The following is a 20,133-nucleotide window of genomic DNA, read 5'->3' on the forward strand; positions in this document are numbered from 1 at the left end:
GCCAGCTTCTGCTTAACTTCTTCAACGCTCTGGTGGGCTACAACTCGACTGACTCTTGCCATAACAGTGCTCGTTTCTCGGTTAACTGCACCCTACCCTAATTGTTCTTTAGAACGCAAGTTCGTATGACAAAGCGACAGTATAGTGGAAACGAACATCGAGTTATTCGTGGTATTGGTTTAGTTAGCTGTGTATATGTCAATCCAGAAACTGGGCAGTTTTGGGTAATTGACTATCGGGTATATGACCCGGATGGTGATGGTAAGACCAAGCTGGAACACGTATCACAGATGCTTAACAACCTGGTGATAAATAAGCACTTGCCATTCAAAAGAGTGTTGATGGATAGCTGGTATGCTACCCAAAAAATCATGCTGTTGATTGATGATTTGGGCAAGATATATTATTGTCCTTTGAAGAGAAATCGACTCGTTGATGATACAGGGGGAGTGGAAAAATACAAAGCTATTCAACAGCTAGACTGGAATCAAACTGAAGCTCTACAAGGCAAACTCATTAAAATCAAAGGTTTTCCAGGTGCTAAAAAGGTGAAACTATTCCGGGTCGTTGTCTCTACCGACAAGACGGAATTCATCGCTACAAACGAGAAAAATCAAGATTCTACGGATGCCGTACAACAGGTGTGTGATGTTCGTTGGAAGATTGAGGAGTTTCACCGTGAGATTAAGCAATTAACCGGTATAGAAGCCTGCCAATGTCGTCAAGCACGCATTCAACGAAATCATATTGGTTGTGCCCTACTGGTCTGGTTGAAACTGAAACATCTAGCTTACTCTACAGGCCAGACTATCTATGCTCTCAAGCATGGATTGCTCTCACAATACTTAATTCAGCAGCTTAAGAATCCAGCAATTGCCATGACACTTGCGTAAGTCCTGAAAGTTTCGCGATCGCATCCACTGTAGAATCAAGCTGTGTCTGGGCATCGCTGTTAACTGGAAAACCTGGATTTGTGCAAGCGATTGGCGATCGCATCGTGAATATTCAAGCTACAATTCCTGGTAAACCCTTGCGTATTGGTTTGCTAGTAATCGATTTGTCTACTCGAAAACGCTTACGAATTAATGGTGAGGCTATAAGACAAAGTGATGGCAGTACAGATGTCGCAACTCGACAAGTTTATTTCAATTGCCCCAAGTACATCCAGCAGCGTCATTTGGTAGTAGATCGCACTCAGTTACCTACAGCATCAGTTCAAGATTTTGACAGTCTCAACTTGAAACAGCAGCAGTGGATTACTCAAACTGATACGTTCTTCATTGCTAGTATGCATCCTGAAAGTGGTGCTGATGCCTCGCATCGCGGCGGATATCCAGGATTCATTCAAGTGGTGAATGAGAAGCAACTTATATTTCCTGATTACGCTGGTAATAATATGTTTAATACTTTGGGTAATATTGCCCTCAATCCAAATTCAGGCTTGTTGTTTGTTGACTTTGAACGCGGTAATACCCTACAACTTATAGGAAAAGCTAGCATCATTTGGGAAAGAGAACGTACACAACAATTTTCAGGTGCAGAACGTCTTGTAGAATTTAAAATAGAATGCGTACGAGAAACTATTAATGCCACAAATCTACGCTGGCAATTTGCAGAATATTCACCATTTAATCCAGTCTTATAAGTGAAGCGATCGCTAGGCAAATATCTGTGCAATACTACAATTAAAACCAGGTAAAAGAGGGTTATTTAAATCATCTTCTTTATATAGTGTTGCTGTTAGCTTGAGTACTGCGTTATCTCGACGATAAATTTCTATCTGCTGCTTTTGACGATCTATAATCCAATATTCTTGTACACCTTGAATCGAGTAGAGTTTAAGTTTGAGTTGGCGATCGCGCTTCTGTTGTTCTTCTCCTGATGACAACACTTCAACAACGAGTTCTGATGCACCTACCAAATGTCCTGCGTCATCTAATAATTGTGCTAAGCGTTGATGACTGACCCATATTACATCAGGAATTACATTATCAGTATCAGTAAAAATTATTCCAGGAGTTGTAGCTGCATCTCCTAAACCAGTTTGCCTTGACCAAAGCTTTAATTCTATACAAATAATTATCAGCAACGTTCTGATGTTTCCAATGGGGCGCTTTAGTCACTAATAACTCTCCATCAATAATTTCGTAGCGATTTCCGTCATCTGGAAATAACTTGAGATCAGCTGTTGTCCAGCGGATATCTGTTGCAGTATTCATTAAACCACTCCTAGTAGTGGATATTATCAGTTTTTAAGAGTTGAATAAAATGTTTTTAGTTAAAGCGATCGCATCACTTACGCTAGCAGCGATATATACATTTTGGGGTGCTAATTTCTGAAAAAAATCTTGGCTATTTATGTCGTTATTCAACAAAATAACAAGCTTATCTGATTTAATTGCCAAAGCTATTTCTGAGGCGGTTCCTGCACCCATACCGCAAGCAATGACAACATCGCTAGAAAGCACGTTAATATTATTTCGGGCGTTACCCATATCGGTCACAATTGCAATATCAACCGCAGCAGAAACACCACTCGTATCGTTACTAGGAAGAATACCAATAGTTAACCCTTGGGCTACTTTTGCACCTTGATTTGCAGTTTCCATCACACCGACATTTCTACCACCAGTCAGCAATAGCCATCCTTGTTGGGCGATGAGATATCCTAGCTGATAAGCATTTTGTAAATCATGTTCAGTCGCTTGTTCGCCAGGGCCTATCACCCCAATAATAGTTTTACGAGTCATCCTTTATTAACTCAAACTTCCGACAATCATGCCAGCAAGTACAAGAAAACCTAACCAAACATTTTGGCGAAACATCTCTGCATAAGCTGAATTAGGAATATCTTTTTGTTTTAAACGAATATACTGCCAAATCCAACCTGCTGTAGCTAGTGTAAGGGTAATCCAAAAAGCAATATTGAGTTGCAATTCAATACCTAACCAAGCGAGTAAAACAACCGTTCCAATAAAGGAAATACCAATAGCATCTGCTGCATAATTACCAAAAAACAAGGCACTTGAATTAACACCAATGCGGCGATCGTCATCGCGATCGCTCATCGCATAGACAGTATCAAAACCCAAAGTCCACAGCACTGTTGCCCCCCAAAGCAACCATGTCGGCAGCGATAGCGATCGCGTTACTGCACTCCAGCTAATTAATACGCCAAATCCCCAAGCAATTGAAAGGACTAATTGGGGAACGGGAAATACACGTTTCGCGCCAGGATATAAGAGAATAACTGGTACAGCAGCGACACATAGCCAAAATGATAAGGTGTTGAGATACAGCGATAACCCAAACGCGCAGATTAACGCAGCTAAGGCAACTACAATCCCTATCTTGACAGAAAGCGCACGAGATGCTAAGGGACGATTGCGGGTTCTTTGCACTTGCGGATCGATATCGCGATCCCAGAGATCGTTAACAACACACCCCGCAGCACTTGTCGCGAGAGTTCCTAGAACAATCACACCAACAAGCGGTAGTGGCGGTGTTCCCTGCGCGGCTAAAAAGACTGCCCAAAGTGCGGGAATCATGAGAATTAACCTTCCTTCAGGCTTATCCCAGCGCAATAAGCGAATGATTGTAAACCACGTTGGTTCAGAGTTCTGTTCGTGCTGTGTCAGCATGGTTTAAAAAGTTACCGTAAATGAAATAATGAAATCAGGAATTTTGGATCGGCTTCCCCTATAGAATATCGTTATTCGGATCAGGGCTGGAGTTCTAGTGAGTGTTCATGGTCAATTTAGTATCAGCCAGTTCAATAAGTCTTCCTACTGTGGTAATGCAGCAAGAAAAAATCCTCGCTGCCATAGACTTGGGAACAAACTCCTTACATATGGTAGTCGTGCGCATTAAACCGGAACTACCAACTTTTAGTATCATTGCCCGAGAAAAAGACACTGTCAGGTTAGGCGATCGCACAACTGATGGAAATTTAAAGCCTGAAGTAATTGAACGCGCGATCGCAACTTTGGGTAGGTTCCAAGAAATTGCCCGCAGCCTCAATGCAGACACGATTGTTGCTGTAGCGACAAGTGCGGTACGCGAATCTCCCAACGGCAAAGAGTTCTTACAACAGGTAAAAAATGAACTCGATCTCAATGTTGACTTAATTTCAGGACAAGAAGAAGCAAGACGCATTTATCTTGGCGTTTTGTCTGCAATGGAACTTAATAGCCATCCGCACGGAATTATCGACATTGGTGGCGGTTCCACAGAACTCATTCTCGGTGACAGTCACGAACCGCGATCGCTAAGCAGTACTAAAGTCGGTGCAGTACGGCTTTCAAGCGAATTTGTCACGACCGATCCCATTAGCAATGCAGAGTTTCAATTCTTGCAAGCATATGTACGCGGGATGTTAGAACGTCCTGTCGAAGAATTGCTAGCCAAGTTGCAACCTGATGAAAAACTCCGCTTGTTGGGAACTTCGGGGACAATTGAAACGCTAGCAGTCATCCATGCACGAGAAAAATTAGGGATGGTTCCCTCGCCGTTAACAGGCTATCAACTGAGTCTTAAAGACTTACGGGAAATCCTCAACCACTTGCGCAAGCTAAGTTATGCCGAACGCGCCGCAATTCCTGGAATGTCGGATCGCCGATCTGAGATTATTGTTGCTGGGTTAATTATTCTGCAAGAAGCCATGATGCTGTTAGGTGCAGATTCCATTACAATCTGCGAACGAGCGCTGCGTGAAGGTGTCATCGTAGATTGGATGCTGACTCATGGCTTAATTGAAGATCGCTTACGTTATCAAGGTTCGGTACGCCAACGCAGTGTGATTAGAACCGCCCAAAAATATCAAGTTAAGTTAGAGTATAGCGATCGCGTCGCCGCTTTTGCGCTGAGCTTATTCGATCAAACCCAAGGAGTACTACACAACTGGGGAACCGAAGAACGCGAACTTCTCTGGGCAGGTGCAATTTTACATAACTGCGGTCACTTTGTCAGTCATTCTTCGCACCATAAACATTCATACTACCTCATCCGGAATGGCGAACTCCTCGGTTATACAGAAACTGAACTTGAACTGATTGCTAATATCGCCCGCTATCATCGCCGCAGTGCCCCTAAAAAAAAGCACGATAATTATCGCAACTTACCCACAAAACAGCACCGCCAAACGGTAAGTCAACTCAGTGCATTGCTGCGAATAGCTGTTGCACTAGATCGTCGTCAAATTGGTGCGATCGCGCAAGTTCGGTGCGAATATCGTCCAGAAGCCCAAGAATTTCACTTGTGGCTAACTCCATCGCAACCAGGTGATGACTGTGCCCTAGAATTGTGGAGTTTGGATTATAAAAAGGATGTTTTCGAGGCTGAATATAATGTCAAGCTAATAGCCACCCTAAAAGCTTCTGAATCTCAAATCGAGCTTCCACAGCATGCAAGCTTGAATAGCTTCGATTAAATAGAAGCTACGTTGGTAGAGTCGAAAAAATTTGCGGACACAATTGCGAGAACTATAGCAGGGTTCAAGGCTAAAAGCTAATTGGGGCATTGGCTTTGAGCTTCCATAATGTCCTAACCTATACTTCCGCCGTTTAAGTTTAATTTTAGAGAAGAGTATGTTGTGGAGTGAGGAACTCAACGCTTTATGTACAACAAAAGCCCTCGAAAATTATCTTGGGCTTTTTGTATAATATTGATGTTATCTACGTAGCTTTGCGTGACTGAGAGCCTTAACCAATATTCACTTTAACAACTTTGTTCTTTTCTGCCTCAGCTTTAGGCAAAGTCAAGTCCAAAACACCATTTTTGTATTCTGCTTGAACTTCATCGTTCTTGATCCGAGTTGGTAGCGGAATCACTCTTCTAAAAGAACCATAACGAAACTCTGAGCGAGTCATACCTTTTTCTTCTGTTTTCGTTTCGCTCTTGCGTTCGCCACTGACGGCAACAGCTTCCGCAGTTACCTGGACATCCAAGTCTTTGGCTTCCATTCCTGGAATTTCCAGCTTGAGATGAACTGTTTCAGGAGTTTCTTCAATCTCAGCTGCAGGAACAAACGCCATACTACTTGTTTCACCATCACCAGTACGCATCAAGCTATCGAATAGGCGGTTCATGTCCCGTTGTAAACTATCAACTTCACGAAATGGTTCCCAACGAATTAATGCCATGTCCTTTACCTCCGAATCTATGCTTCCTCTAACAATTCTTGTTTCAAATGATTATTCAACACTGAGACAAACTAGATTGCTGATTTAGCAGCCAGTTAAGTCACTTAACTCAACCTGTTAATAAGCTATCAAATGCAAGAAAGCTTGTAGGTTCGGTTGTTTACACAGCATGAGTTCATCTTTCCGCCCTCGTTTTGAGAGCAGGGGTGCAGAGGGGTAGAGGAGATCTGAGGAGAATACTTTGTCTACCTATTCAAAACTCAAAACTCAGAACTCAAAACTAACTACTCATCACTCTCCTCGCAAATTCTGGTAGCGGTAAAAAGCGTAGGTATCAAACAAGCCTCCGACAAGGCTGCAAGTCAGTGAAATGACAAGAAGTCCCTGAAAAGGACTGTCGCTGCCAAACGTAGCGAGAAACTGCAAAATTTGGTTAGCGATCGCACTCGCAATTCCTTGCATACCAGGAATATAACCAATCAAAGAGGTGCTTGCGACTAACACGCCGACTAACAACATCGGTGCGACAAAGCTCAAAATGATTGATAGCAGCAGCGAACGGAGAAAGTTGGATAAAATGCTCATGCTCATGCTCATGCAGGCAATTTCCAGTTTTGATATCCAAAGGACATTTGTTACTTTCTACAATACGAGCGATCGCACTAAACGAGGACAAATTTCAACAATCTTAAGTTTTTATTAAAAGATTTGTCTACTTGTTCTAAGTGTTGTGACACATCACAATAATCTTGACTTGTTCAAATCGCCTAATGCAATACACTGTATAGCTATATTTCATAGGCTTTTCACTCAAGCTTGAACTGCCTACAAAGTTATTGACAATTCTGAAAAGATTTTTACAGTAAATTAAGCTTGACAAATTGCCGCATTTCCATTTGGAAATGGACTGAGCTATAAGCTGCTATTGTAATGAGTAATGCAGTGGGTAATTCTTCCCCTAAAACTATATTAGATCAACATCAACGCATTGAGTGACACGCGAAGTTCAAGTTTAGGAATGTGGAGTCAGCGGCTGCTGGCAGCACTGTTGCTTGGTGGACAAGTTATTGTTCACTTACTGCGAGGCAAAATTCACCGACGCAATACACTCGATCAAATGGCTGCTGTCGGTCCCGAATCGCTTCTAATTGCCTTGATTACAGCAGCTTTTGTGGGTGCTGTTTTTACAATTCAAGTCGCACGCGAATTTATTCAGTTTGGTGCAGGAAATGCTGTAGGAGGAGTACTAGCACTCGCTTTGACTCGCGAACTTGCCCCTGTACTTACAGCAGTAGTTTTGGCAGGACGTGTTGGCTCAGCATTTGCAGCAGAAATCGGCACGATGCGGGTTACAGAGCAAATTGATGCCTTGTATATGCTCAAAACAGATCCGATTGATTACCTTGTCATTCCCCGCGTGATTGCCTGCTGTCTCATGATACCAGCCTTAACACTACTATCTTTGGTAACAGGTATGTTAGGAGGACTGCTCATTGTAACTAATATCTACAACCTTTCTCAATCTACTTTTCTAGATTCAGCTCGTAATTTTCTTAGTGTCTGGGATATTTGTAGCGCTGCCGTTAAAGCAGCTTGTTTTGGCATACTGATTGCCATCATTGGTTGTAGCTGGGGTTTAACAACAACAGGAGGAGCAAAAGGTGTTGGACAGTCAACGACAGCAGCAGTCGTCACAGCATTACTCGCTATCTTTATCAGTAACTTTCTCTTAACAGCTTTAATGTTTCAAGGAACAGGCAGCGCAGTACTACGCGGAATCTAATAACAAGAGGTTTTAAAATAGGAATTAAGTTAAAGGTAATACTTGTAACAGAGGATGCAAAACTGTGACTCCTTCTTCTTCGTCAACAGCAACTACTGAGCTTGCACCTAATTACACGCTCCCTGTCGCTATTATTGTTGCAGCTATTGGGCTCATTTTAATTTCTCCTTGGATAGGAGGTGTCGTTGCTCTATTTGGCATGTTTCTCATGTTCCAAGCAGGAACGCTGCGCTTGCAATTTACAGATACTGCCTTTGATATTTACCGAGGAGAAAACTTAATTCGTCGCTTTCCTTATCAAGAATGGCAAAACTGGGAAATCTTTTGGTCTAATATTCCAATTTTATTCTACTTTAAAGAAGTTAAAAGCATTCATTTTTTACCAATTATCTTTGATCCCAAAATGCTCAGAAGTTGTCTAGAACAGCGCATTCCGAAAGCAGAACCGAGAAGCTAGCAAAGAAAATAGTAAGATGATATGTCTTAACTTGCTGAATTTCAAATTCATTATTTATGAATCAAGACCCACAAAACCAAGAGATAACTAACAAATCCTCAGTAGAACCAGAGGAACAATCTGACCAAGAATTTGTACCAGCATCTGAAGAAACAAATCAAGAACTTGACTCAGAACCTGGAGTCGATTTTTTAGTTGAACTAGAGCAACTGTCTGAGGTAGAGTATGCCAAAGAGCGCGATCGCGTTGTCGAAGCTCAACAACAATTAAGCGAGCTAAAAAATCAAGCAGCTGAACTAAAGCAAGAAATCTCAGCACTCCAATCACAACGCAAAAAGCTGTCTGAGCAAGTTAATCAAACTCAAACCGCCCTCGATCAGGTCGTGCAAGAATCTTTAGCACAACTTGAACAACGCAAACAGTCATTACAAATTGCCGTAGAACAACTCGAACGTCGTCAAGAACGAATTCGTGCGGAAATGCGCACTACATTTGCTGGAGTTTCTCAAGATTTGGCAATTCGAGTTCAAGGATTTAAAGACTATCTCACAGGTAGCTTACAAGATTTGGCCGCAGCAGCAGAGCAACTTCAATTAGCACCGAAAGTTAAAGAAGAACCGGAACCACGGCAAGTCGAACCATCAAAACCTGTTGAAGAAGCACCCTCAACACCACAATTTGCCGAACCGCGCTTTCAATCAACTGCTAAGCAAATTCGCCGTTTGCTTGATGAGTATCGTGCTGAACCAGATTATTATGGTCCACCGTGGCAACTCCGCCGGACATTTGAACCTGTCCATGCAGAACGAGCAGCTAATTGGTTTTTTACTCAAGGTGGGCGTGGTGCTTTACGCACAATGGGGAGTCGCTTACAGAATATCCTGATTGCGTCTGCTGTAATTTCTGTTTTATATACACTACATGAGGATCGCCTGCGCACACTCATTTTAGCCAATACTCCAGAACGCCTCGGTGACTGGCGGCGCGGCTTACAAGATTGCTTAGGAATTTCGCGCCCTGATTTTGGACCAGATCGTGGTGTTGGTTTGTTTGAAACTCCTGAAGCTGTCGCATTAAAAGCCGAACGACTTGTCAAAGGCAACTTCATGCCACTGATTATTATTGATGACTCCGAGGATAAAATTAGCCTAGGACTCTTACAATTTCCTCTTTGGTTAGCCTTCGCCCCCGATCCTCAAAGGATGGCGCGAGAGCGAGAATACGATTTCTAAATAACTGCTGAGGAGAAAAAGTGAATGGCATCTAATTATGTGTTTACTGATACTCAGCATTTGCCAGAACTAGAACGGCTGCGGGCAATTGAACAAGTTTTCGATCCACTCAGCCATAGACGACTTCAAGCAACAGGTATCGCCACAAACTGGCAATGTCTTGAAGTTGGAGCAGGTGCAGGATCGATCGCACACTGGATGGCAGCAGTTGTTGGACAATATGGTAAAGTGACAGCTATTGATGTAGATACACGTTTTTTAGCCAACATCAAGCTATCAAATGTGGAAATTATAAAAGCAGATATCCGACATTTTGAAGTGAATGCTTCTTTTGATCTTGTTCATGCTCGTTACGTTCTGATTCATCTTCCAGACTTTCAAGTTGCGCTGTCAAGAATGATCGATTTGCTCAAACCTGGTGGATGGCTTGTCATAGAAGAACCGGATTTTTCTGCTGCAAGAGCGATCGCTGGCAAAGAAACAGCTTGTCAGTCAGTTAACTGTGTCAACCGTGCTATTTGGCAAATGTTTACTGACCGTGGCATGGATTATGCTCTTGGGGTTAAGTTACCGGCAATATGTCAACAGCTTGGCTTACAACAACTATCTGTAGAAAACGATGCTCCTTTATCTCAAGGTGGATCGGGAGTCGCCAAAGTCATGAAAATGTCTACTGAGCAACTTACCCAGAAATATATCGCAACCGGTGAAGCAACGCATCAGGACATCGAACAATATTGTCAATTTGCAGAAGATCCGCACACTTGGGCAATATACTATTCAACTGTAGGAGTTTCAGCACAAAAAGCAACATAATTGCACAAAATGGAATGCACCTTGAAGAAAGTTATGAGTGTTGAGTCGTGAAGTGTTGAGTTATAAAAAGTCTTTTAATTCAAAATTCAAAACTCACGCATTCAAAACTCTTTCATTAGCCACTCGCTCCTCGCTCCTATCCCCTTTGAATCACTATCTTCTATGGCAGTTTGGTTAAGTTTGTGTGTAACAATTTTACTAGTAGCTTACCTGCTCGGTTCGATTCCAACAGGCTACACCGCTGCAAAGCTACTCAGAGGCATTGATATTCGCGAACATGGTTCGGGTTCTACTGGTGCAACAAATGTGCTTCGGACACTAGGAAAAGGACCAGGATTTATAGTATTAGTCATTGATACTTTAAAAGGAGTTTTAGCGATCGCACTCGTTCGCTGGAGCTTCATCGCTGCAAGTCAAAACCTGATTCCTGCTAACGTAAATCTAGCAACCTGGCTACCTTGGATGGTAGCACTCGCTGGAATTGCTGCCATTCTAGGACATAGTAAATCAATTTGGTTGGGCTTTACTGGTGGTAAATCAGTTGCTACGAGTTTAGGTGTCTTGCTTGCAATGTCGTGGCAAGTTGCTTTGTCTACTGCTGCTGTCTTTGGGTTAGTTTTAGCAATATCGCGGATTGTTTCACTCAGCTCAATTGCAGGGGCGATCGCTGTTTCTCTCTTGATGCTTGTTTTAGGTCAACCGTTACCTTATCTGCTATTTGCGATCGCTGCTGGCGTTTATGTGATGATGCGCCATCGCAGCAATGTACAGCGGTTACTTGCTGGTACGGAACCTAAACTAGGGCAAAAATTAAACTCGGAAGTTGAACAAAGTATTAACTCATAGTCTCAACTCCTTACACACCGCGAGGAATCGTTATCTTAGTCACTTGCCATTCTCGGATCAGAGTCATTTCTCCATTGCTAGGATTCAAGTTATACAACTTATTTAGCGGATCGTATCGCGGTGCTCCTAGTGCCACAAGTTGCTCTGCTGGAGAACAGGCGAGATCAAATAAACCGCTATTCCAAGCTGTAGAGTCAAATTTTAGTTGCGACCCCACAATCGGTCTTCCTTGTGCCAAGCTTAGTTGCACTAAACTAGTTTCACCTTTACGACTAGTGACAATAGAATAAATTGTACCGTTTGGACATTGCGCCAATGTACTAAAGCGGTCGGTTTGGGGCAAATTGATGCGATTAGTTGAAATCACCTGACCAGTATCAGGACTAATCGATACAAGTGCTACAGGGGGTCTACCATTCCTTCTAGAGGCTAGAGCTAAAAGTGAGCCATCATTAGCAGCTAACAAACTATCAATCTTCTGCTGTCTATTTAAACCAGTAACCGTCACAGGTGGTTTTGCCGACGCACCACCCACAAACGCAAGACGAATCGCATTTCGCTCTCTTTTACCACCTGAAACAGGGGAAATAGCAAGTACAAATGTGCCATCAGATAAGCTAGTGAAACCACTCAACTGTTCGCCTGCTTCAAAATTAGTAGTGGCTATATCCTGAATTTCACCCGTAGCAACGTTTAAGGACTGCACAACAATTCTTCTGAATCTACGTTCAGGACGCGCACCGTAAATGATCAGCGCTGTTTGGGCAGAAGTTCGATTAGTGAGAACTCCAAGAGCAGTTGTTGCAGTACCAGCGATCGCAATATAGCCGAACTGACGGCGTGTAAGCTTCATTTTCATATCTAAATTTAATACTGAGCGCTAAGTTAATTGAATCCACGTGGCTACTGACGGCACATTATTGTTGTCAGTAATTGAGAGCATGTACCAACCTGGTGTAGCGATATTTCGGTTAGTCGTGACTGTGGCATTAAGAGAAGTGCTTGTGCGAGAGGCAATTGGTGCGTCCACTAACCTTTGGTCAGTTTCTAGACCGTGAGTCGTTGCCATTGGTTTAATTAAATTAACCCACTTGATATTTGCCGCTTGAGGTGTATTGATTGTGATTGTTCCACCATAAGCAACTGTTTGTGACGCGCTTTGAATCACTGGTCGCGACATTTGCATATAAGCTGGACTATATATTTCGAGGCGGCGTTCCTCAATAGCGCGATCGCGATTTCCTCCTGCCGCAACAACTCTACCATCTGGAAGCAGCAACGCTATCGCATGATACAAACGGTTGATGTTAGATGGTGTTCCTAGTTTCCAAGTGTTTGTAGCTGGATTATAAATTTCTGGGGTTCGCGTTGCCAGCGTCTCACTTTCGCCCATAGCGCTACCATTACACACAAATATTGTGCGATCGGGTAATATGACGGCATTGTGATGCATGCGAGCATAGTTCAATGGTGCTGCTGATGTGTAAGTAGGGTTAGCAGCTTTTAGGTCTACAATACTGACCCGATTAGTTGCTTGACCAAAAAAATCGTTACCACCACCAATAATCATGACCTTCTGATCTTGAGCAGGTGGTAGCATCACACTAGCAGCTTGACCGCCATAGTCAGCATTTTGCAATCCGTTGACTGCTTGTTCTGTAATTGGCTGCGTGAAATCTGTAGGTAAAGTTAATATGCGAGGATAGACACCATTGTTGTAAACAAAGTGACCTCCAGAGTAAAACACTTTACCATTCGCCATCAAGAACAGGTGAGCGTAGAGATCTAAAGGACTTGTCGGTTGTGTAAAAGATGTCCAACTATTGGTTGCAGATGAATAAATTTCTGGATAGACATCGAGCAAACCATTGTCATCAGTACCCGATAGCGCAAAAATGCGCCCATCGCCTAATGTTACCACCGTGGGATACCAGCGACCGCTGTTCATCGAGGTCAACTCTATCCATTGCTCAGATATAGGATCAAAAGCCAGTGCTAAAGGTGAACCGTAGAAAGGGTCATATTGCAGCGTACCACCTGCAAACATCAAACGACCATCAGAAAAGAATGAGTGACCACCGCAAAACAAGTCTAGTGGCAAGCCTGAATCGTCTACAGGAGTTAGTGGCTGAAAGAAAGTACCAGCACTCACATCCCAAACAGCACTACCCTTTGTTTCACCCATCTTTGTAGGATCGTTACCAGAACCAGCAACAAAAAAGACTTTGCCAGTCCGCAACAAGATGCCATGAATTGGATTGATGGGGCAACTATACGGTAAAAGTTGCCAGCTATCTGTTGCAGCAGTTGCATTAGCAGTAGCTGTAAACGTAACACTGCCGTGACGTTGTGTTCTAGCGCGTACAGTAACTGTTCCTGGAGTTGTACCTAATGTCAGGCTTGTACTAGCTTGACCGTTAGAGTTGGTTCTGACAGAGGCTGGGTTAACGGAGCCACTACCACTAGTAACTGAAAATTGAACTAATACATTTCTCGCTAGACTACCATTGTTGTTATTAACTCGTACAACTAAACGGGTAGAGAGGGTAGTCCCCACTGTCCCACTTTGATTATCACCATTTACCTTAGTGACTGGCATTTTAATTAACTCTTATACTAATTTTGAAAGCTTTACGTAATTACTGAATAAGCTCTTCTACAGTTTTATGCGTTCATCACTAAACACTATGACTGCGATTTCTTTATTCGTAATATTTTTTAAGGTTTATCAAGAAATATAGAATTTTAATTTTATTAAAATTTATGAACTTTAGTGACCTATCCTACTATACGCTTGCATCATATGAAACGACGCAATTACAGTTAGAAGTATGCTCAGTTTGGTTTGTTCTAAATTGTTAAATTTACATAAAATTCTATAGATTCTGGCTTTTCTCACACCAAAGAAATAGCTATGCAAGTTGAATCACGCGCTTTAAGCTATTGCTTAGCTATTTGATTCTACTAAATTTATTTTTACAATTATATAAATTATCTTTTTAAAATTCTTTTCTCCTAAAAGAAGTTAATGTATTTAATAATAACGCCATACTAGCATTAAAAAATTGCTAAAAAATCAGATAAAAATTATCAAAAAATCTTTAAAAAATAAGTAAATTTCAGTTTAATAAAAAGCAAGAAAAATACATATTAAAATTAAGGTTATAGAAATTAATATACAAAATCCTTTGTGACAATAATCAACTCTAAATTAGCCATCAAAAATCAAGTATTAACTGCGTATTAGAAAGTAGATACAGTCAAGCTATCTCTAAACTACTTGGTAGAAAAGGTCATACCATCATGAAAATCGCTAGAATAAAGAATTAAAGCTTGCAGCCACAGATAGATTATGTCTTTGCCCATTGTTGCTATTATCGGACGCCCAAATGTGGGTAAATCAACGCTAGTCAATCGTTTAGCTGGCGCGCAGGATGCGATTGTCTACGATGAACCAGGCGTCACGCGCGATCGCACCTACTCAAATGCCTATTGGCGCGATCACGAATTTGTAGTAGTTGACACAGGCGGACTCGTTTTTGATGATGATACTGAGTTTTTACCGTTAATTCGAGAACAAGCAAGTTTAGCTTTAGCAGAAGCAGTAGCCGCAATTTTTGTGGTAGATGGACAAGCTGGACCAACCCCTGCTGATGAAGCGATCGCTGAGTGGTTGCGACAACAACCCGTACCCGTACTGATAGCGGTTAATAAATGCGAATCACCCGATCAAGGTTTAGCTCAAGCTGCCCAATTTTGGGAACTAGGACTCGGCGAACCTTATCCTGTGTCAGGAATTCATGGTAGTGGGACAGGAGAATTACTCGATCAACTGATTACTCACATACCACCTGTAGCAGAACTCCCCGAAACCGACGAAATTAAAGTTGCGATCGTTGGACGTCCCAATGTTGGTAAGTCGAGTATGTTAAATGCCTTTGTAGGAACTCAAAGAGCGATCGTCAGCCCAATTTCTGGAACAACTCGCGATACCATTGATACCGTTATCGAACGGCAAGGACAACTATATCGATTGATAGACACTGCTGGTATTCGCAAAAAGAAAAACGTTGAGTACGGACCAGAATTTTTTGGCATTAATCGGGCATTCAAAGCAATTCGCCGTGCTGATGTCGTTTTATTAGTCATTGATGCACTTGATGGAGTGACAGAACAAGATCAAAAGCTTGTAGGACGGATTGCGGAAGAAGGACGTGCCTGTGTTATCGTCGTAAACAAATGGGATGCTGTAGAAAAAGATTCGTATACAATTTACGATTACGAAAAGCACACGAAAGAAAGATTACACTTTGTCGATTGGGCAGAAATGATCTTTGTCAGCGCTAAAACAGGACAGCGAATTGAAAAAATTCTGGATCTTGTCACCAAAGCAGCCGAAGCACACAAACGTCGAGTTTCTACCGCTGTTGTTAATGAAATCCTTGAAGAAGCTGTGAGATGGCATTCACCACCTACTAATCGTCAAGGACGCCAAGGTAAAATTTACTACGGTACGCAAGTTAGCACCCAACCTCCAGCGATCGCGCTATTTGTTAATGAAGCAGAGCGTTTTAATACAAACTATCGGCGCTACATCGAACGTCAATTTCGGCAACAACTAGGCTTCAGTGGAACGCCCATTCGTTTACTATGGCGGAGCAAAAAAGCCCGCGATGTTGAAAATACTGCTAACCGTGCTACTCGCGTGTAAGGAGGGGTGAGGAGTGAGGGGTGAGGGGTGAGTGACTAGTAGTTAGTGGCTAGTGAAAGAGTTTTGGAAGCGAAGAAAGGTGCCGGAGGCAATTATTTTGAATTTTCATAACTCATAACTCATAACTCAACACTCATAACTTTCTTAAACTCAACATTTCACGACTCTCTAGCCTTAATAAACCCTGACCTCTGACCTCTGACCCCTCTAAAAGATGGATTTACTGCGATCGCTACCAATGGGGCTTTACCTAGAACAACCAGTGACTTGGTTGCATCGGCTCGATCCTAGGGTGAAGTTAGCTTGGTTATTGAGCTTTTTACTTGTTCCCATTTTGGCAAACTCTCCTTGGCGAATTATGGTGGTGGGATTGCTAGTGTTGATTACCTTTGCCGCTAAAATTCCCTTACGAGTGTGGCGTCAGCAAATGGGCTGGCTATTGACGGTAGCGTTTTTTGTGTTACTTCTAGGTGCTGTTAGTCCAGACACTCTCAGTATCGATTATCAACCTCGCTTGCCGAGTGATACGTTAAGTTTTATACCCCAACCTTCGGATTATCAGTACGTTCTATTTCAGCGCGGACCAATCACTGTCACTCGTCGTTCTTTGGTTTTGGCAATCCGCTTAAGTACAATTTTGTTCACGCTGATTTACAGTACCAACTTGTTTTTATTAACAACTGCACCAGAAGAAATTACCGCCGGAATTGAAAGCTTAATGCGCCCTTTACGCTGGTTGAAGTTTCCTGTTACAGAAATTGCCTTAACTTTGACACTAGCGCTGCGGTTCATTCCTTTGGTTTTAGAAGAGGTGCAAAACTTGGCTCGTTCAGTGCGTACGCGAGCAATTAACTGGAAAAAACTGGGGTTGAAAGGTGCTGTAAAAGTTTGGATGCTGGTAGCAGAACGGTTGCTAGAAAATCTCTTACTGCGAGCTGAACAAATGGCTAATGCCATGATGGTTAGGGGATTTACAAGCCCAAACGAGCATCGCGTCCAATGGCATGACCTCCGCCTAAGAGACCGCGACTGGATTGCTGTATTGTGTTTAATTGCTTTTTGGGGAGCAAGATTTGTTTGGGGTAACGAAGTGTAAATGCAACCGTGGTATTGGCGATCGCTTCCTCTCGAAAATCTTACTGGCACGCAAATTTTTGCGGCTTTGTTTGCCAATGAGTTTATTGCAACTCTATTAGAAAGCCCCTATCCTCCACCAGAGCAATTAATCCAAACTCGCTACTCAATCTGTGCGGGCGCTCCTCGTACAATCAATGGCTGTCTGCAATTTTGGACTCCAGCAGTAGGCGAAATTTTACAATGTCTCCGTCAACGGCTCTTCAGTGCTGCCAATCAACAAGTTGTATCACCTCCTCAATCGACTTTGCCCTTTACTGGTGGTTGGCTCGGTTGGTTGGGATACGATTTCGCCTGGGAACTAGAAAAACTACCAACTCTCAAACAAGATTTATTACCTTTTCCAGTCGCGTTTTGGTACGAACCAGAGTGCTTCGCAGTTCTCGATCACTGGCAGCAAATTCTTCACTTAGCCGCCTCCGATCCTCAGCACCTAGATAAACTGCAAAGCAATCTAGCATCTCCCCCTGCACCGACTGCCCCTCTGCCCTCCTGCCCACGCCAGTTTGCTCAACGGGGGAAACCCCCGCACGAAAAAAGCGGCTCCTCTGCCCCACCTATCTTCCTGACTTCCCAAGCTAAGTACGAACACGCAGTGTTGCGTGCTCAAAAGTACATTCAAGCAGGAGATATTTTTCAGGCAAATCTTTCGCTGCGGTTTGAAGCTCAGACAACTGCATCAGGTTGGGAGATTTATCAAACGTTACAGAAAATTAACCCATCGCCATTTGCGAGTTACTGGCGATCGCCTTGGGGAGAAATCACAAGTTGCTCACCTGAAAGATTAGTACAACTTGTCGGACATCAAGCCACAACAAGACCAATTGCTGGAACGCGATCGCGTGGTGCGACACCCGAACAAGATCGCCAACTTGCCCAAGAGTTACTTTCAAACACTAAAGAAAGAGCTGAACACATTATGCTCGTCGATCTCGAACGCAATGACTTAGGGCGAGTGTGTACCTGGGGTTCAGTTGCGGTTGATGAGTTACTCGTAATAGAGCGTTACAGCCACGTTATGCACCTTGTCAGTAACGTTAAAGGCTTATTGAATGCCCATTACAGTGCAATTGATTTAATTCGTGCAATGTTCCCTGGTGGCACAATTACTGGTTGCCCGAAAGTGCGCTGCATGGAAATTATCGAAGAATTAGAACCTGTTCGGCGTAGCTTATTTTATGGTTCCTGTGGTTATCTCGATTGGCGCGGTAACATAGACTTGAATATTTTAATTCGTACGCTGCTGGCAGCTCCTGTGCCTTCAAACACCCTAGCTACTCAAATTTGGGGTCAAGTTGGCGCTGGTATCGTTGCTGATAGCGATCCAGAAAGAGAATGGCACGAATCGTTACACAAAGCGCAGGCACAACTTGCAGCATTAGATAAAACTGGGAGCGAGGGGTGAGTGACTAGTGGCGCTTTGGCTAGTGAGTAATTTTGAGTTTTGAATTTTCTTAACTCATAACTCAACACTCTTTACGAGTAACTCTCTATTTCCTCTGCTTTGGAAAACTCCTGAACCCTAATATAATGATTCGATTGGGAACCGATATTGTTTATATTCCACGCATTCAAGCAGCGGTTGAGCGCTTTGGCGATCGCTTTTTACACCGCGTATATACGCCAATTGAACAATACGATTGTGGATATGCTCTAGACTCAGATAGTCGCCTTTCAATTCATCGACTTGCTGGGCGTTGGGCAGCGAAAGAAGCTGTAGCAAAAGTACTTGCAACAGGATGGCAGGGTATTAGTTACACTGAAATTGAAATTCAGCGTCAAACAAGTGGAGCACCTGCAGTATACTTACACGGGAGAGCTGCAGCATTAGTTGCAACTTGGAACAAAGATTTATCTTGGCAATTGAGTTTAAGTCACGATCGCGACTATGCGATCGCTACAGCAATTTTGTTTTGTTGAGCTTCAACTCAATTTGCAGCTGATAGCTAGAATAGCCTATCCCAAAACAAGATATTATCGGCGTTGTTAATCTGGTAGTCTCAACACAGCTAAGTCTTCTTCAATGTTAAGAGGGAATGAACACAGAACATTACATAAATCATCCAAATTTCGGTCTACTGTACAGAGTCTGTTTTGTTGAGGAACACCAGGAACTGTTTACTACTCTTTATGCACAGAGGCTTTTTTTTCTAGTTTCCACTTCTACATCAGGCATGAAGTTTGAGCCAATTGGTCGCTCTGAAGCACGGTTATTGTTAGAAAATCGCTTACGCATGCTCCGTCGTACTGGACAAACACAAGAGTACGAACAGCTACAAACAATTTTGCAACGTACCTTCCAATGAGTTCGATTGCTGAACGGATCGCTCAAATCCGCAAAGAACTGCCAGATACAGTCCGTTTGATTGCTGTCACTAAACAAGTTTCTGTTGCAGCGATGCGTGAAGCCTATGCTGCTGGAGTGCGAGATTTTGGTGAAAGCCGCGTTCAAGAAGCTGCAAGTAAGCAAGCACAGTTACATGACTTAACAGATATCACCTGGCACATGATTGGGCGGTTACAAACAAACAAAGCTAAAAAAGCTTTAGAACTGTTTGAGTGGATTCATTCTGTTGATAGCTTGAAGTTGGCACAACGTTTAAATCAACTGGCAACACAGGCGTCATGCAAGCCAAAAATTTGCCTTCAGGTGAAATTGCAAAGCGATCCAAATAAAACAGGCTGGACTGTACCAGAACTCCTTAACGATCTGCCAGCACTTAACCAATGCGATCGCTTAGATATTCAAGGTTTGATGACAATTCCACCGCTGGGATTGAATGATGTAGAAATTCTTAATTTTTTCAACCAAACTCGCAATCTTGCGAGTAACATTCAAGAGCAACATTGGTCTAACCTGCAAATGCAGCAGTTGTCTATGGGAATGTCTAACGACTATTCCCTAGCAGTGCAAGCTGGCGCCACAATGGTGAGACTAGGCCGTATTCTGTTCGGTGAAAGACCAACACCGCCACAGGCGACAGCATCAGAAAGCAACTGGTAAGGATACAACA

At 42.8% G+C, this 20,133-nt stretch carries 20 protein-coding genes and 1 pseudogene; 14 read left to right on the top strand and 7 right to left on the bottom strand.

The window, feature by feature from the left end; genetic code table 11:
- Positions 1-107: 107 nt before the first annotated feature.
- Both IQ230_RS10600 and IQ230_RS27655 read left to right on the top strand, forming a co-directional pair.
- Positions 108-893 (top strand): annotated as a pseudogene (locus IQ230_RS10600) (IS701 family transposase); the annotation flags it as partial.
- A gap of 80 nt (positions 894-973) precedes the next feature.
- Positions 974-1,645 (top strand): pyridoxamine 5'-phosphate oxidase family protein, encoded by a 672-nt coding sequence (locus IQ230_RS27655; RefSeq protein WP_322742376.1) that lies wholly within the window; start codon positions 974-976, stop codon positions 1,643-1,645.
- Between the two features lie 12 nt (positions 1,646-1,657).
- Here the strand turns inward: IQ230_RS27655 and IQ230_RS10610 are convergent, their stop codons facing one another.
- The 3 genes from IQ230_RS10610 to IQ230_RS10620 all read right to left on the bottom strand — a co-directional run bounded on the left by IQ230_RS10610 (position 1,658) and on the right by IQ230_RS10620 (position 3,638).
- A complete protein-coding gene (locus tag IQ230_RS10610) occupies positions 1,658-2,089 on the bottom strand; it encodes a Uma2 family endonuclease (protein ID WP_322742377.1) in 432 nt (143 codons plus the stop codon).
- Between the two features lie 163 nt (positions 2,090-2,252).
- Positions 2,253-2,750: a TIGR00725 family protein gene (locus IQ230_RS10615; protein ID WP_193931970.1), complete on the bottom strand. Its 498-nt coding sequence runs from the start codon at positions 2,748-2,750 to the stop codon at positions 2,253-2,255.
- 6 nt (positions 2,751-2,756) lie between these two features.
- The gene (locus IQ230_RS10620; protein ID WP_322742384.1) at positions 2,757-3,638 is read right to left on the bottom strand and encodes a 4-hydroxybenzoate solanesyltransferase; all 882 of its coding nucleotides are present in this window, start codon (positions 3,636-3,638) and stop codon (positions 2,757-2,759) included.
- A gap of 110 nt (positions 3,639-3,748) precedes the next feature.
- Between IQ230_RS10620 and IQ230_RS10625 the strand changes: the two genes are divergently transcribed.
- The gene (locus IQ230_RS10625) at positions 3,749-5,428 is read left to right on the top strand and encodes a Ppx/GppA phosphatase family protein (RefSeq protein ID WP_193931972.1); all 1,680 of its coding nucleotides are present in this window, start codon (positions 3,749-3,751) and stop codon (positions 5,426-5,428) included.
- A 271-nt stretch (positions 5,429-5,699) separates the two neighbouring features.
- Here IQ230_RS10625 and IQ230_RS10630 read toward each other — a convergent pair whose 3' ends face one another.
- Positions 5,700-6,140: an Hsp20/alpha crystallin family protein gene (locus IQ230_RS10630; protein WP_193931973.1), complete on the bottom strand. Its 441-nt coding sequence runs from the start codon at positions 6,138-6,140 to the stop codon at positions 5,700-5,702.
- Positions 6,141-6,431: 291 nt separating this feature from the next.
- The gene (locus IQ230_RS10635; RefSeq protein ID WP_193931974.1) at positions 6,432-6,725 is read right to left on the bottom strand and encodes a hypothetical protein; all 294 of its coding nucleotides are present in this window, start codon (positions 6,723-6,725) and stop codon (positions 6,432-6,434) included.
- Between the two features lie 403 nt (positions 6,726-7,128).
- On the opposite strand from IQ230_RS10635, the gene IQ230_RS10640 reads away from it, so the two are divergent.
- From IQ230_RS10640 to plsY, 5 genes are all read left to right on the top strand, one after another.
- Positions 7,129-7,923: an MlaE family lipid ABC transporter permease subunit gene (locus IQ230_RS10640; protein WP_193931975.1), complete on the top strand. Its 795-nt coding sequence runs from the start codon at positions 7,129-7,131 to the stop codon at positions 7,921-7,923.
- Between the two features lie 64 nt (positions 7,924-7,987).
- Positions 7,988-8,380, top strand: a complete 393-nt coding sequence (locus IQ230_RS10645) for a DUF3119 family protein (RefSeq protein ID WP_193931976.1) — start codon at positions 7,988-7,990, stop codon at positions 8,378-8,380.
- A 56-nt stretch (positions 8,381-8,436) separates the two neighbouring features.
- Entirely contained in the window at positions 8,437-9,612 is a 1,176-nt protein-coding gene (locus IQ230_RS10650) for a DUF3086 domain-containing protein (RefSeq protein WP_193931977.1), read from the top strand.
- Between the two features lie 24 nt (positions 9,613-9,636).
- Positions 9,637-10,428: a class I SAM-dependent methyltransferase gene (locus IQ230_RS10655; protein WP_193931978.1), complete on the top strand. Its 792-nt coding sequence runs from the start codon at positions 9,637-9,639 to the stop codon at positions 10,426-10,428.
- A gap of 162 nt (positions 10,429-10,590) precedes the next feature.
- Positions 10,591-11,274, top strand: a complete 684-nt coding sequence (gene plsY, locus IQ230_RS10660) for a glycerol-3-phosphate 1-O-acyltransferase PlsY (protein ID WP_193931979.1) — start codon at positions 10,591-10,593, stop codon at positions 11,272-11,274.
- A 10-nt stretch (positions 11,275-11,284) separates the two neighbouring features.
- On the opposite strand, the gene IQ230_RS10665 is transcribed toward plsY, so the two are convergent.
- Together IQ230_RS10665 and IQ230_RS10670 are read right to left on the bottom strand one after the other, a co-directional pair.
- Positions 11,285-12,133 (bottom strand): hypothetical protein, encoded by an 849-nt coding sequence (locus tag IQ230_RS10665; RefSeq protein ID WP_193931980.1) that lies wholly within the window; start codon positions 12,131-12,133, stop codon positions 11,285-11,287.
- Between the two features lie 21 nt (positions 12,134-12,154).
- Positions 12,155-13,873: a galactose oxidase-like domain-containing protein gene (locus tag IQ230_RS10670; protein WP_193931981.1), complete on the bottom strand. Its 1,719-nt coding sequence runs from the start codon at positions 13,871-13,873 to the stop codon at positions 12,155-12,157.
- A 753-nt stretch (positions 13,874-14,626) separates the two neighbouring features.
- Here IQ230_RS10670 and der point away from each other — a divergent pair.
- The 6 genes from der (at position 14,627) to IQ230_RS10700 (ending at position 20,123) form a co-directional block, all read left to right on the top strand.
- Positions 14,627-15,985 carry a ribosome biogenesis GTPase Der gene (gene der, locus IQ230_RS10675; protein WP_193931982.1) on the top strand — a complete coding sequence of 453 codons (1,359 nt, stop codon included), beginning with the start codon at positions 14,627-14,629 and terminating at the stop codon, positions 15,983-15,985.
- A gap of 214 nt (positions 15,986-16,199) precedes the next feature.
- Positions 16,200-17,081: an energy-coupling factor transporter transmembrane component T family protein gene (locus tag IQ230_RS10680; protein WP_193931983.1), complete on the top strand. Its 882-nt coding sequence runs from the start codon at positions 16,200-16,202 to the stop codon at positions 17,079-17,081.
- Positions 17,082-18,524, top strand: a complete 1,443-nt coding sequence (locus IQ230_RS10685; protein ID WP_193931984.1) for an anthranilate synthase component I — start codon at positions 17,082-17,084, stop codon at positions 18,522-18,524. It begins immediately after the preceding gene.
- Between the two features lie 125 nt (positions 18,525-18,649).
- A complete protein-coding gene (gene acpS, locus IQ230_RS10690) occupies positions 18,650-19,039 on the top strand; it encodes a holo-ACP synthase (protein WP_193931985.1) in 390 nt (129 codons plus the stop codon).
- A gap of 116 nt (positions 19,040-19,155) precedes the next feature.
- Positions 19,156-19,425, top strand: coding sequence for a transcriptional coactivator PipX (gene pipX / locus IQ230_RS10695; RefSeq protein WP_193931986.1), 270 nt, complete (start codon positions 19,156-19,158; stop codon positions 19,423-19,425).
- Positions 19,422-20,123, top strand: a complete 702-nt coding sequence (locus IQ230_RS10700) for a YggS family pyridoxal phosphate-dependent enzyme (RefSeq protein ID WP_193931987.1) — start codon at positions 19,422-19,424, stop codon at positions 20,121-20,123. The genes pipX and IQ230_RS10700 overlap by 4 nt, the downstream gene beginning before the upstream one ends.
- The last annotated feature ends 10 nt before the right edge of the window (positions 20,124-20,133 follow it).

Source organism: Gloeocapsopsis crepidinum LEGE 06123 (assembly GCF_015207655.1).
Classification (GTDB): domain Bacteria; phylum Cyanobacteriota; class Cyanobacteriia; order Cyanobacteriales; family Chroococcidiopsidaceae; genus Gloeocapsopsis; species Gloeocapsopsis crepidinum.

Coding starts and splice junctions, on each gene's coding strand:
- IQ230_RS10615 (WP_193931970.1), bottom strand. CDS start 2,750: ATGACTCGTAAAACTATTATTGGGGTGATAGGCCCTGGCGAACAAGCG.
- IQ230_RS10625 (WP_193931972.1), top strand. CDS start 3,749: ATGGTCAATTTAGTATCAGCCAGTTCAATAAGTCTTCCTACTGTGGTA.
- IQ230_RS10630 (WP_193931973.1), bottom strand. CDS start 6,140: ATGGCATTAATTCGTTGGGAACCATTTCGTGAAGTTGATAGTTTACAA.
- IQ230_RS10635 (WP_193931974.1), bottom strand. CDS start 6,725: ATGAGCATTTTATCCAACTTTCTCCGTTCGCTGCTGCTATCAATCATT.
- IQ230_RS10650 (WP_193931977.1), top strand. CDS start 8,437: ATGAATCAAGACCCACAAAACCAAGAGATAACTAACAAATCCTCAGTA.
- IQ230_RS10655 (WP_193931978.1), top strand. CDS start 9,637: ATGGCATCTAATTATGTGTTTACTGATACTCAGCATTTGCCAGAACTA.
- plsY (WP_193931979.1), top strand. CDS start 10,591: ATGGCAGTTTGGTTAAGTTTGTGTGTAACAATTTTACTAGTAGCTTAC.
- IQ230_RS10665 (WP_193931980.1), bottom strand. CDS start 12,133: ATGAAAATGAAGCTTACACGCCGTCAGTTCGGCTATATTGCGATCGCT.
- IQ230_RS10670 (WP_193931981.1), bottom strand. CDS start 13,873: ATGCCAGTCACTAAGGTAAATGGTGATAATCAAAGTGGGACAGTGGGG.
- der (WP_193931982.1), top strand. CDS start 14,627: ATGTCTTTGCCCATTGTTGCTATTATCGGACGCCCAAATGTGGGTAAA.
- IQ230_RS10680 (WP_193931983.1), top strand. CDS start 16,200: ATGGATTTACTGCGATCGCTACCAATGGGGCTTTACCTAGAACAACCA.
- IQ230_RS10685 (WP_193931984.1), top strand. CDS start 17,082: ATGCAACCGTGGTATTGGCGATCGCTTCCTCTCGAAAATCTTACTGGC.
- acpS (WP_193931985.1), top strand. CDS start 18,650: ATGATTCGATTGGGAACCGATATTGTTTATATTCCACGCATTCAAGCA.
- pipX (WP_193931986.1), top strand. CDS start 19,156: ATGAACACAGAACATTACATAAATCATCCAAATTTCGGTCTACTGTAC.
- IQ230_RS10700 (WP_193931987.1), top strand. CDS start 19,422: ATGAGTTCGATTGCTGAACGGATCGCTCAAATCCGCAAAGAACTGCCA.